Here is a 12,384-nt window from a genome sequence, read left to right as displayed (position 1 = left end):
GGAGTCCGCATGTCCCCCCACAACCCCACCCACCGGCTGCCGCGTCTGCGGTCGGCCCGCTCGGGCGCTCTGGCCGCGGGTTTGGCCGTCGCCCTGGCCGGCGCGTCACTGCTCGCTCTCGGTACAGCCGGCACCGCGCAGGCGGCGACCTCGCTGCGCAGCCTCGCCGAGGCGCAGAACCGCTACTTCGGCACCGCGCTGACCGACGGCGACCTGAACATCAGCGGCGAGATGGCCATCGCCAACACGCAGTTCGACATGGTGACCCCCGGCAACGAGATGAAGTGGGACACCACCGAGCGGTCCAACGGCTCGTACAACTTCGGCCCCGGCGACCAGATCGTCAACTGGGCACAGGCGCACAACGCCCGCGTACGCGGCCACAACCTGGTCTGGCACTCCCAACTGCCCAGCTGGGTCAGCAGCCTGCCGCTGAACCAGGTCCAGGGCGTGATGGAGTCCCACATCACCACCGAGGCCAACCACTACAAGGGCAAGATCTACGCCTGGGACGTCATCAACGAGCCCTACAACGAGGACGGCAGCCTGCGCCAGGACGTGTTCTACAAGGCGATGGGCTCCGGCTACCTCGCCGACGCGATCCGCACCGCCCACAACGCGGACCCGAACGCCAAGCTGTACATCAACGACTACAACATCGAGGGCGAGAACGCGAAGAGCAACGCCCTCTACAGCCTGGCGCAGACCATGGTCGCCCAAGGTGTGCCGCTGGGCGGCATCGGCCTGGAGGCGCACTTCATCGCCGGCCAGGTCCCCTCGTCGATGCTGGCGAACATGCAGCGCTTCGCCAACCTCGGCCTCGACGTCGCCATCACCGAACTGGACGACCGCATCCAGCTGCCGACCAACAGCTCCAACCTCCAGCAGCAGGCCAACGACTACGGCACCGTGGTCAACGACTGCCTGGCGGTCTCCCGCTGCGTGGGAGTGAGCCAGTGGGGCGTGGACGACGGCCACTCCTGGATCCCCGGCACCTTCCCCGGCTACGGCGCCGCCACCATGTACGACAGCAACTACCAGCCCAAGCCCGCCTACAACGCCGCCGTCGCCGCCCTGGGCGGCACCACGGGCGGGGGAACCGGCGGCACCACCGGCGGCGGCGGTAGTACGGGTACGTCGGGCGCGCTGCACGCGGTGGGTGCGGGCAAGTGCCTGGACGTGCCGAACTCGTCCACCACGGCGGGCACCCAGGTGCAGATATGGGACTGCAACGGCCAGGCGAACCAGACCTGGACGCGGACCTCGTCGGGGCAGCTGGCGGTCTCCTCCGGTGGCGGCCAGCTGTGCCTGGACGCCTACAACCACCAGACCACCCCGGGCACGAAGGTGGAGATCTGGAACTGCAACGGCGGGGCGAACCAGCAGTGGAGCGTCAACTCCAACGGCACCGTCACCGGCACCCAGTCCGGCTTGTGCCTGGACGTCACCGGCGCCTCGACGGCCAACGGCGCCCTGGCCGAGCTGTGGACCTGCAACGGCCAGTCCAACCAGCACTGGACGTTCGGCTGACCCCTGCGCCGAAGGCCGCCCGGTAGGCCTCGTGCCGACCGGGCGGCCGCCGCGTCCCATCCCCCCACCAAGGAGTCGCACCGATGCTGCCTTCCCTCGCCCTCCCCTCCACCTGGCGCCCGCACAGACGGCACAGCCCCTTCGCCGCGGTCGCCACCGTGCTGACCCTGCTCGCCGCGATCGTCACAGCCGTACTGATGACACCCGACACCGCACAGGCGGCGGCGGCGCCCCTGGTGGGCACGGCGTCGGGACGCTGCCTCGACGTGAAGGGCGGTGATTCCACGGCCGGCACGGTGCTGGACATCTACGACTGCAACAGTCAGTCCGGCCAGGCCTTCGAGTTCACCTCCTCGGGGCAGTTGCAGACGCTGGGCGGCACCCGCTGCGTGGACGCCTCGCACCAGCAGACCACTCCCGGCACGGCGGTGCTCATCTGGACCTGCAACGGACAGTCGAACCAGCAGTGGCGGCACAATTCCGACGGCTCGATCACCGGCGTCCAGTCGGGGCTGTGCCTGGACGTGAACGGCGCGGGTACCGCGAACGGAACCGCGGTCATCCTGTGGACGTGCAACGGGCAGGGCAACCAGAAGTGGACCACCTCCACCACGACGACGCCGCCGCCGACCGGCGGATCCCACGCGTGCGACATCTACGCCGCCGGCGGCACGCCGTGCGTGGCCGCGCACAGCACGGTCAGGGCGCTCTACTCGTCCTACAGCGGTAGCCTTTACCAGGTCAGGCGCTCGTCCGACAGCGCCACCCGGAACATCGGGGTGGTCAGCGCGGGCGGCCCGGCCGACGCAGCGGCGCAGGACGCCTTCTGCTCCGGCACCTCCTGCGTGATCACCACGGTCTACGACCAGTCGGGGCACGGGAACAACGTGGGCTACCAGGGCCCCGGCGGTGTCGGAGGCTCGGACACCGCCGCGAGCGCGACCTCCGAGTCGCTGACCGTCGGCGGCTCGAAGGCGTACTCGCTGTACATCAAGCCCGGTAACAGCTACTGGCGGGACGGCCACCTGACCGGTGTGCCCACCGGCAGCGCACCCGAAGGCGCGTACATGGTGACCAGCGGTACGCATGTCAACAGCGGCTGCTGCTTCGACTACGGCAACAGCGAGACCGACCGCAGGGCCGACGGTGCCGGCGCCATGGACGCCATCTACTTCGGCACCAGCTGCTGGTTCGGCGGCTGCTCCGGCAGCGGACCGTGGGTGCAGGCCGATCTCGAATACGGCCTCTACTCCGGCGGCAGCCAGTCCTGGAACTCCAACCAGCACGCCTTCACCAGCAAGTACGTCACCGCGATGCTCAAGAACAACGGCACGTCCAGATTCGCGATCAAGGGCGCCAACGCCCAGTCCGGCGGCCTGAGCACGCTCTGGGACGGGGGACTGCCCCCGGGCTACAGCCCCATGAAGAAGCAAGGGGCCATCATCCTCGGCAGCGGCGGCGACTGCTGCAACGGCAACACCAACCAGTCCCAAGGCACCTTCTACGAAGGAGCCATCGTCGCCGGCTACCCCTCGGACGCCACCGACAACGCCGTCCAGGCCGACATCGCCGCGGCGGGCTACCGATGACCCCCGTGCCCGCGCCGAGTCGGAGCGTGAAGCGATGAGAAAACCACTGTCCGCCCTCCTGGTCGCGCTCGCCGCCGGCTCGCTCGCCGCGGCGGCCGGCGTGACCGCGGCAGCCGCCACGCCGGCGGCGTCCACGACAGCCTTGACCGTGATGCCGCTGGGCGACTCGATCACGTGGGGCGTCGGGAGCAGTACCGGCAACGGCTACCGGGGCCCGCTGCGCAACGAGCTGGTGGCAGACGGCCATCCGTCGGACTTCGTCGGCACCCTGCGCAACGGCACGATGTCCGACCCGGACAACGAAGGGCACTCCGGGTACCGCATCGACCAGATCGCCGCCCTGGCCGACGCCGCCCTGGCCCGCTACCGGCCCAATGTCGTGACACTGGAGATCGGGACCAACGACCTCAACGGGAACTACCAGGTCTCCACGGCCACCGCCCGGTTGAAGTCCCTGGTCGACCAGATCACCGCCGACGTGCCCGACGCCACCGTGCTGCTGGCGTCGCTGATCGTGTCCACCAGCGCCGGCGAGGAGCAGCACCGGGCCGCCTACAACCAGGCCATTCCCGGCATCGTGCAGAGCGAGCAGGCGGCAGGCAAGCATGTCGGCTACGTGGACATGAGCGCCTTGACCAGCGCCGACCTGTCCGACTCCCTGCACCCCAACGACGGGGGCTACCAGAAGATGGCCGACGCCTTCCACCGGGGCGTCCAGGCCGCGGACAGTGCCGGCTGGCTGCACAGCCCGGTGCCGGCGGGTGCCCCGGTGGTGTCGGGCATCGCCGGGAAATGCCTCGACGTCAACGGCGGCAGCAGCGCCGACGGCACCCCGGTGCAGATATGGAGCTGCGACAACGCTCCGGCCCAAGCCTGGTCCGCCTACGCCGACGGCACCCTGCGCGCCGTGGGCAAGTGCCTGGACGCCACAGGAAGGGGCACCGCCAACGGCACCAAGGTGGAGATATGGACCTGCAACGGCGGGACGAACCAGGTCTGGCAGAGCTACAACGGCGGCTACCGCAACCCCGTCTCCGGCCGCTGCCTGGACGATCCCGCCTCGTCCACGGTCAACGGCACGCAGCTCCAGCTGTGGGACTGCAACGGCAACGCCAACCAGAAGTGGACCCTCACCAGCGGATGACGTGACTCCTTTCCCCTGCCGGAAGGCAGCGGAGTCGCGCGGGGTTCCCCCTCCGTACTCCGTGACACCCCGCCGGGCGCCACAAGGCGCCCGGCGGGCCCGGGGCCGCGGCGGTCGTATACGGTCGCTCGGGCAGCAGGCCCTGGGAACGAGAAGGGAACACGTCCTGTGCGGACATTCGACAACCCGGTGATCAGCGGGTTCCACCCCGACCCGAGCGTGTGCAGGGTCGGCGACGACTACTACCTGGTGTGCTCCAGTTTCGAGTACGTCCCCGGTCTGCCGCTCTTCCACAGCAAGGACCTGGTGCACTGGCAGCAGATAGGAAACGTGCTCGACCGGCCGGGGCAACTGCCGCTTCCGCTGCCGGGCACCATGGCGTCCCGCGGGCTGTACGCGCCCACGATCCGCCACCACGACGGCCGCTTCTGGGTGATCAACACCAATGTCAGCGGCGGCGGCCACTTCATCGTCACCGCTGAGCGGCCCGAGGGCCCCTGGTCGGACCCGGTATGGATCGACCTGCCCGGCATCGACCCGGACCTGGCGTGGGAGGAGGACGGCACCTGCTGGTGCGCCTTCACCGTTCCCGGGATCCACATCGCCCGGATCGACCCCGTCAAGGGCGAGGTGCTGGAAGGACCGTTCCCCACCTGGTCGGGCACCGGCCTGAAGTATCCCGAGGCGCCGCACCTGTACCGCGTGGACGACTGGTGGTATCTGCTGATCGCCGAAGGCGGCACCGAGCGCGGCCACGCGGTGTCCATCGCCCGCGCGCGCTCACCGCGGGGCCCCTGGGAAGGCGCCCCCGCCAACCCCGTGCTCTCCCACAGCGCCACCGACCGCCCCATCCAGAGCACCGGCCACGCCGACCTGGTCACGGCGCCCGACGGGAGCTGGTGGATGGTGCTGCTCGGCACCCGGCCCCGCGGCTACACGCCCAACTTCCAGGTGCTCGGCCGCGAAACATTCCTCACTCCCGTGGAGTGGGACGGCAGCGGCTGGCCGGTGGTGGCACCCGTGCCCGAACGCCACTCCGCGCCCGGGGGCGCCTGGCACCCCCTCCCGGCGCCGCCCGCCCGCGACGACTTCGACGCGCCGGGGCTCGCACCGCACTGGATATCGCCCTACGCCCGCCCCGACGACTCGTGGTCGCTGACCGAGCGCCAGGGCTGGCTCACTCTCACCGCCACCGGACCCACCCTCGACCGGCCCGGATACACCTTTGTGGGCCACCGCCAGCAGCACCACGACTGCCGCGTCGCCGCCCTGCTCGACCCGGGGAGGGGTCGCGGCGGCCTGAGCGTGCGCATGGACGAGGCCCACCACTACGACCTGGAGGTCGGCGACGGGGAGATCAGCGTCATCGCGCGCATCGGCCCGCTGCGCCAGACGCTGGCCCGTCGTCCGGTGACGGCCGGCCCTCTCACCCTCACCGTCACGGTCCGCACCACGGACGTCGTGTCCCCGTCCCCCGAATTCCCCGGTATCGAGCCCACCGGCCCCGACACCGTCGCTTTCTGGCTCGGCGAACCCGACGCCCCGGGCGCGGAGCCGCTCGCCGAACTGGAAGGCCGCTACCTGTCCACCGAGGTCGCCACCGGTTTCACGGGACGGGTGATCGGCATGTACGCCGTCGACGGCACCGTCGCCTTCGACTGGTTCCACTACGAGGAGGCATCCCCGGTCTGACGGCCCGTCCTTGTCGCGGAGCCGGCACACCGTATGCGGTGCTCGGGTGGGGGCCCGAGCCCGCCGGAAGATCCGGTCAGGCGTCGGCGTGTTCGTCCGCCTGGGAGTGGCGCAGGGTCTCGTTGATGCGCTGGGCTTCTTCGAGCTGGTCCTCGAGGATGACGATGCGGCAGGCGGCCTCGATCGACGTGCCCTGGTCGACGAGTTCCCGGGCGCGGGCGGCGATGCGCAGCTGGTAGCGGGAGTAGCGCCGGTGGCCACCGGCGGAGCGCAGCGGGGTGATCAGGCGGGCTTCGCCTATGGCGCGCAGGAAGCCCTGGGTGGTGCCGAGCAGTTCGGCGGCCCGGCCCATGGTGTAGGCGGGGTAGTCGTCGTCGTCGAGCCGGTTGTACGAGTCGTCTGCTGTCATCTCGTCTCTCTGCGGAACACGCCTGGAGGGGCCTTGGTGCCGTACGGCACCAAGGCCCCGAAGGAACGGGTTACACCATCTGCCGGCCTGGGAACTGCGCCGGCTCTCCATGTCCGCGGGTCCGCCCAGAGGAGGGCGGGAATTGCGGGGATCGCGGTTGCTTGACCGGAGACCACCTCACTATCGATGTCCTGCGGTACCCGGGCTCGGTGTTTCCACCCGGGCGATCCTGATGGTGCGGAGCCCCTCCGTTCTTCCCTCTTGGTGACAAATGCCGAACTGCTGCGGCGGCCCCTGATCCCGCGGGCCACCCGGTCCGGTCGTCAGCCCCGTCGCCGTCCTGCGACCGCTCTGGCTTCGGAACTCCACCACCGCACCGTCCTGCGAACTGCAACTGCTGATACCGCTTCCCGGCAGTTCGTCTCTGCCGGGCCCTGCGTCCTTCTGGCTACAAGAGAAACCATAACCACGCGGGCGTCCAATGTCTACTTCAGTCACGATAGATTTTTCGATGTTCGAAGCGGAGGTTACCCGGGCCGGACATGAGGGGGGCGGTCCGCGTTCACGCGTGGGGGCCTCGTCGCCGCGGGTGTCGCGGAGATGGCGAGGCGATGGCGAGGCGATCGAGGTCGGCGTCGAGCACGACATCGTGACGCCGCGCATCCCGATCGCCGGGTGCGCCAAGGCCCGCAAGGCCACCGTCGGCGCGGGAGCGGCCCGGCAGGAGACCGCCGGCTGGTGCCCGGCCTGTCGCCGGCCTCGGGTGGGGAGCGTGGGGTGGGGGTGCCTCTGGGGTGGGGCGCTTCCCGGTACGCCAGGCCGCTCCGCCAGGACGTCACGGTCGCCGGCGGCGCGCGTAAGGAGGGTGGCTTCCGCGCGTGTGCCAGGGATGTGCCGTCCGGGGGAGCGGGGCCGCCTGCGGCATGTCGGCTGTCGACGCCCGCAGGGGCTCAGTGGCGGACGCGGACCGGTCTCGATCGACCGTCGGGACCTCTGGGCGGGCGCGGCTTCAGGGTGTACACGCGGAATTCTCCTTGCAGTGGGGGGTGGGCAAGGCGACGCGAGGGTGGATTGTTAGCGCTAACAGAGAACCACGGATGCCGGTCCGTGGGAAACGGGCAGCTCCAACGTCTGCACTGTGCGCCCCGGGTTGCGTGGTGTCAACCTTTGTCACAGCCGGCATGCCGAGTCCCAGCGGTTCCGGCAGGCGGGCACCGCGGTGTCATTGACGCCTGGCGGGGCGGTCTGCTTGTCTTGCTCTCCACACCCCCGCCGGGACTGACCGATTGCCGGATCGGACGCCGAGTGCGGGAAGGCCGCCTGCCCGCGGGAAGCGCGGGTTCGGCCCTGGTTTTCTCTTTTCGCAGATCGCCCCTCCTAGCGGTTCGCGCGTACCTGACAGGTAATCGCTGCTTCACGCTGCCGGAGGTTCCATGATCGCGATCGCGTGCGCCTGCCCTCGTCGTGGGTGCTCTCCGCCATGCGGTTCCGTCGCCGTCCCGCACGTGATCCCCGTACCCGGCCGGCCTCCGTCGCGCGCCCGCTCCCGGATCCCGCTCCCTCGGGTCCGCAGAGCCGGGCGGATCGGCGCGCGGGTGGACCGCTGCGGCGCCCGCGCGCACGTCGGTGCGATCAGTCCTCTCGATGGCTCATCACCCAAGGAGTGTGTTCTGTGAAACGGACATACATGTCCAGGCGCTACAAGTCGTTGTCGATCGCTCTGTTCTCCACGGTGCTGGCTGCCGCAGGGGTCTCGTTCGTAGCGACATCGGCGCAGGCGGCCAGCGGTTGCCAGGTGGACTACAGCATCACGAACGAGTGGCCCGGCGGCTTCGGCGCGAGCGTGAGCGTCACCAACCTGGGTGCGCCGGTCACCAGCTGGCAGCTTTCATGGGCCTTCGCCGGCGGACAGACCATCACGCAGTTGTGGAGCGGCACCTACACCCAGAGCGGCACCCAGGTCACGGTGGCGAACACCGCCTGGAACGGCAGCCTGGCCACCGGCTCGTCCACGAACTTCGGCTTCAACGGCGCCTACACCTCCAGCAATCCCATCCCCACCAGCTTCGTGCTCAACGGCACCGTCTGCACCGGCGCCGTCACCACCACGTCGCCGACCACGCCGACGAGCACCCCGCCCACGACGCCCACCACCCCGCCGACGTCGGGTGGTACGTGCTCTCTTCCGTCGTCGTACCGGTGGTCGTCGACGGGTGCGCTGGCCCAGCCGGCGAACGGGTGGGTCTCGCTGAAGGACTTCACCAACGTGGTCTACAACGGCAAGCACCTGGTCTACGCCTCGAACCACAACGCATCGTCCTACGGGTCGATGGCGTTCAAGCCGTTCACGAACTGGTCGGACATGGCATCGGCCGGCCAGACCGGGATGAGCCAGGGCACCGTGGCACCCACCCTGTTCTACTTCGCGCCGAAGAACATCTGGGTGCTGGCGTCCCAGTGGGGCGCGTGGCCCTTCTTCTACAAGACGTCGACCGACCCGACCAACCCCAACGGCTGGTCCTCGTCACAGCCGCTGTTCACCGGCAGCATCTCCGGCTCCGGCACCGGCCCCATCGACCAGACCCTCATCGGCGACGGCCAGAACATGTACCTCTTCTTCGCCGGCGACAACGGCAAGATCTACCGCGCCAGCATGCCCATCGGGAACTTCCCCGGCAGCTTCGGCTCCAACTACACCACCGTCATGAGCGACTCCACCAACAACCTCTTCGAGGCCGTACAGGTCTACAAGGTCCAGAACCAGAACCAGTACCTCATGATCGTCGAAGCGATAGGGGCGAACGGGCGCTACTTCCGCTCCTACACCGCCTCCAGCCTCAGCGGCTCGTGGACCCCGCAGGCCACCAGCGAGAGCAACCCCTTCGCCGGCAAGGCCAACAGCGGCGCCACCTGGACCAACGACATCAGCCACGGCGACCTGGTCCGCAACAACCCCGACCAGACCATGACGGTCGACCCCTGCAACCTCCAGTTCCTCTACCAGGGCATGGCCAAGGGTTCGAGCGGCGACTACGGCCAACTGCCCTGGCGTCCGGGCCTCCTCACCCTGCAGCACTGACCACCCGATCACGGTGATCGCGGTCAGGCGGCCACCGCCGCAGGGCGGTCCGGCCTGCTGACCGGTACCCACCGCGCCGAGGGACCCCGGCTCTGAGCCGGCCGGGGTCCCTCTCCTCGGCGGATCCCGTGCAGCGGTCAGGTGCTGACAGGCTCGGCACTCTCGGTCGGCTCGCCGGTGGGAGCGGTGTAGAAGACCGCGGAGCCCTGCCTGGTGCGGTCGGCCTTCCCCTTGGCGACCAGTGCCTCCACCGTGTTGCGCACCACGGTGGCCTTGATCTCCCGTTCGAGGTGGCTCTGGCTGAGCGCCGCGGTGATCTCCGCCGCCGAGCGGGGCTCCGAACTCTGGCCCAGGTACTCGCCGACCAGGGCAACCAGCGTCGGTTTCGAACGCTTCGACGGCGCCCTCGTGCGCGTCGCCGAGGAGGGGCTCGTGTCGGGCCGGGTGGCGGCGGCCTTCCTGCGCGGTGACGAAGTGGGCCGGGAGGCGGCCGACCGCTGCTCGGGAACCTGTGCGACCTCGGTCTTGACCGGGATTCCGGCCTCCTCGTCGCCCAGGGCCCGCTGCACACTCAGCAGCAGATCCCGGTCGTGCCGGAGCACCTGCAATTTCGCATCGAGTGCCGCGGCGTCAGCGGCGACTTTCTCCTGCTCCTCCTCGTTGCGCTTGAGATCCGCCGCCACTTGGGCGGCGTAGTGCGCTTTGACACCTGCCGGAGGCAGTTGGTCTTCAGACATGGGCTGCGTCCTTCATGCTGGGGGATCGCGGGACTGGACACGGATCGTACCCGCATACCTCCCCTACCAGGCGATACGTGCTACGCATCACCGGTCCTGTGCTGCGTGGCCGGCCGCCGGGGAAGACCCGCCCGCCGTAGGGCCGCCGGCCGCTTTCCCAGGGCCGGGACGGGTCGGCTCACGCATGGCTGAGGAAAGCGTCTTCCCAGCAAGGGCCGTCCGCTCCCCGCCGAGCCAATTGCCCCACACCAAGGGGGAAGTGGCTCTGTGCGCTCCCTTGACCCGGGGGTTCGGCCGGTCCTACGGTATGCGCCGGAAAACCGTTTGCTCGGTTGCGCAGACCACCACATGACCTGGGCCGATCGTGCCGGGTCCCGCAGGACGGGCGGGCCCGGATGTCGACGGCGCTACCGGCTGCGCGGCATCACCTCAACTTCTCAGGAGGGCATTTCGCCATGCGTGGATTCGCGCATCTCCAGCCAGTGCGGCCGCTGGGCCGCACCATCGGCCTGGGAGCCGCAACACTGGGCGTGGTCTCGACCGCGTTCCTCGGCACCTCGGCCCAGGCCGCCCCGACTCCGTCCACGACCCTGGTGGTCAGCGCCAATCAGGTCCTGCGGCCGGTCACCCATGTCGCGACCGGCTCGCTGTACGGGCTCGCCAACGCCAGCGCACCGGCGGACAACCTGGTGCAGGCGATCAAGCCGAACACGTTCGTGCAGATGCCCGCCGGCGGGCACCAGCAGGGCTCGGGCGACATCCTGGTCGTCGCGCCGAAGGCCGCCAGGGCGGGCGCGAAGGTCGTCAACAGGCTGTCCGACTACTACGCCGGATGGCCGTACCAGTTCAGCTGGAGCAACTGGCTGAGCGTGGTCGACGACCAGATCGCGAGGACCAAGGCGGCGGGGATCACCAACCTGGCCGCCTACGCGCCGTGGAACGAGTCCGACAACACCTGGAAGACCGCCAACGGTACCTTCGAGGACTTCTGGACCCGGACCTACCGTGAGATCCGGGCCAAGGACGCCACGACGCCGATCCAGGGCCCGAGCTTCTCGGACAACATCAGCGACATGGACAACTTCCTCCGCAACGCGGTCGCGACCAACACCGTGCCCGACATCATCGCCTGGCACGAGCTGATCCGGTCCTCCAAGATCGCCGGCGACGTCGCCACCGTCGTCGCGCTGGAGAACAAGTACGGCATCAGCCCGCGGCCGATCGCCATCGAGGAGTACGCCGCCCCCGCCGAAGTCGGCATCCCCGGAGCACTGGTGGGCTACATCGCCAAGTTCGAACGGCTCGGCGTCCACGACGCCGAACTGGCCTTCTGGAACCAGTCCGGAGCGCTCGGCGACCTCCTGACCGGCCAGGGCGGCAGCCCCAACGGCGCCTACTGGCTCTACAAGTGGTACGCCGACATGAGCGGCTCGATGCTCACCACCACCGCGCCCGCGCAGACCGGCATCGACGGAGCGGCCTCCCGCAACAGCGCGGGCAACGAGGTCGATGTCGTCTTCGGCGGCAGCTCCGGCGACTCCGCCGTCACCGTGAACGGCCTGAACTCCCTCTCGGCCTTCGGGTCGAGCGCACACGTCAAGGTCGAGTACACACCCTCGCGCGGCCGCACCACCGCGGTGTCCGGACCGATCACCCTGTCCGAGAGCAACTACACCGTGAGCAACGGCTCCATCACCGTCCCGGTGACCACCAACACCACCGACGCCTACCACCTCGTCATCACCCCGGGGACCGGCGGCGGTTCCACCACCCTGGACGGCAACTACCGCATCACCAACAAGAACAGCGGACTCGCGCTCGACACCCAGAACGGGGGCACCGCCCAGGGCACCCTGGTCGACCAGGCCACCCTCAACTCCTCGTCCAGCCAGACCTGGACCCTGGTGTCGGCCGGCTCCGGCCTGTACAAGATCCGCAACCAGGCGAGCGGTCTGCTGCTCGGCATCACCAACGCCGGCACCTCGGACGGCGGCACCGCGCTGATCTGGGGCGACAACGGAACCGCGGACCACCTGTGGAGCGTCGTGCCCGACGGCACCGGCTACTACAAGATCGTCAACAGCAACAGCCATCTGCTGCTGGGCGTGCAGAACATGAGCACCAGCAGCGGCGCCCAGGTCCTGCAGTGGGACGACAACGGAACCGCCGACCACCTGTGGAAGCTCACCGCACGCTGACACCCG

At 69.4% G+C, this 12,384-nt stretch carries 7 protein-coding genes and 2 pseudogenes; 7 read left to right on the top strand and 2 right to left on the bottom strand.

What is annotated here, in order from left to right; translation table 11 throughout:
- Positions 1 to 9: 9 nt before the first annotated feature.
- From OG900_04880 to OG900_04865, 4 genes are all read left to right on the top strand, one after another.
- Positions 10 to 1,530 (top strand): endo-1,4-beta-xylanase, encoded by a 1,521-nt coding sequence (locus OG900_04880; GenBank protein WUH89548.1) that lies wholly within the window; start codon positions 10 to 12, stop codon positions 1,528 to 1,530.
- A gap of 197 nt (positions 1,531 to 1,727) precedes the next feature.
- Complete coding sequence (locus OG900_04875; GenBank protein ID WUH95615.1) at positions 1,728 to 3,119, top strand: ricin-type beta-trefoil lectin domain protein; 1,392 nt, start codon at positions 1,728 to 1,730, stop codon at positions 3,117 to 3,119.
- Between the two features lie 34 nt (positions 3,120 to 3,153).
- The gene (locus OG900_04870) at positions 3,154 to 4,263 is read left to right on the top strand and encodes a ricin-type beta-trefoil lectin domain protein (protein ID WUH89547.1); all 1,110 of its coding nucleotides are present in this window, start codon (positions 3,154 to 3,156) and stop codon (positions 4,261 to 4,263) included.
- A 168-nt stretch (positions 4,264 to 4,431) separates the two neighbouring features.
- On the top strand, positions 4,432 to 5,955 hold the full coding sequence (locus OG900_04865; protein ID WUH89546.1) for a glycoside hydrolase family 43 protein: 1,524 nt from the start codon (positions 4,432 to 4,434) through the stop codon (positions 5,953 to 5,955).
- Between the two features lie 76 nt (positions 5,956 to 6,031).
- Here the strand turns inward: OG900_04865 and OG900_04860 are convergent, their stop codons facing one another.
- Entirely contained in the window at positions 6,032 to 6,364 is a 333-nt protein-coding gene (locus tag OG900_04860) for a helix-turn-helix domain-containing protein (GenBank protein WUH89545.1), read from the bottom strand.
- A gap of 1,687 nt (positions 6,365 to 8,051) precedes the next feature.
- Here OG900_04860 and OG900_04855 point away from each other — a divergent pair.
- Positions 8,052 to 8,441: pseudogene (locus OG900_04855) on the top strand (cellulose-binding domain-containing protein).
- 93 nt (positions 8,442 to 8,534) lie between these two features.
- Positions 8,535 to 9,443 (top strand): annotated as a pseudogene (locus OG900_04850) (non-reducing end alpha-L-arabinofuranosidase family hydrolase).
- A gap of 137 nt (positions 9,444 to 9,580) precedes the next feature.
- Here OG900_04850 and OG900_04845 read toward each other — a convergent pair.
- The gene (locus OG900_04845; GenBank protein ID WUH89544.1) at positions 9,581 to 10,180 is read right to left on the bottom strand and encodes a hypothetical protein; all 600 of its coding nucleotides are present in this window, start codon (positions 10,178 to 10,180) and stop codon (positions 9,581 to 9,583) included.
- A 455-nt stretch (positions 10,181 to 10,635) separates the two neighbouring features.
- Here OG900_04845 and OG900_04840 point away from each other — a divergent pair, with 455 nt between their 5' ends.
- Positions 10,636 to 12,378, top strand: a complete 1,743-nt coding sequence (locus tag OG900_04840) for an RICIN domain-containing protein (GenBank protein ID WUH89543.1) — start codon at positions 10,636 to 10,638, stop codon at positions 12,376 to 12,378.
- Positions 12,379 to 12,384: the final 6 nt, after the last annotated feature.

It is taken from the genome of Streptomyces sp. NBC_00433 (genome assembly GCA_036015235.1).
GTDB lineage: Bacteria > Actinomycetota > Actinomycetes > Streptomycetales > Streptomycetaceae > Actinacidiphila.
Note: the sequence above shows the minus strand (reverse complement) of the source record. Positions and strands in the feature narration are given on the sequence as shown.

Bases quoted from the DNA above. Each gene is read 5' to 3' on its own strand.
- OG900_04880 (WUH89548.1), top strand. From the start codon at position 10: ATGTCCCCCCACAACCCCACCCACCGGCTGCCGCGTCTGCGGTCGGCC.
- OG900_04860 (WUH89545.1), bottom strand. From the start codon at position 6,364: ATGACAGCAGACGACTCGTACAACCGGCTCGACGACGACGACTACCCC.
- OG900_04845 (WUH89544.1), bottom strand. From the start codon at position 10,180: ATGTCTGAAGACCAACTGCCTCCGGCAGGTGTCAAAGCGCACTACGCC.
- OG900_04870 (WUH89547.1), top strand. From the start codon at position 3,154: ATGAGAAAACCACTGTCCGCCCTCCTGGTCGCGCTCGCCGCCGGCTCG.
- OG900_04875 (WUH95615.1), top strand. From the start codon at position 1,728: ATGACACCCGACACCGCACAGGCGGCGGCGGCGCCCCTGGTGGGCACG.
- OG900_04840 (WUH89543.1), top strand. From the start codon at position 10,636: ATGCGTGGATTCGCGCATCTCCAGCCAGTGCGGCCGCTGGGCCGCACC.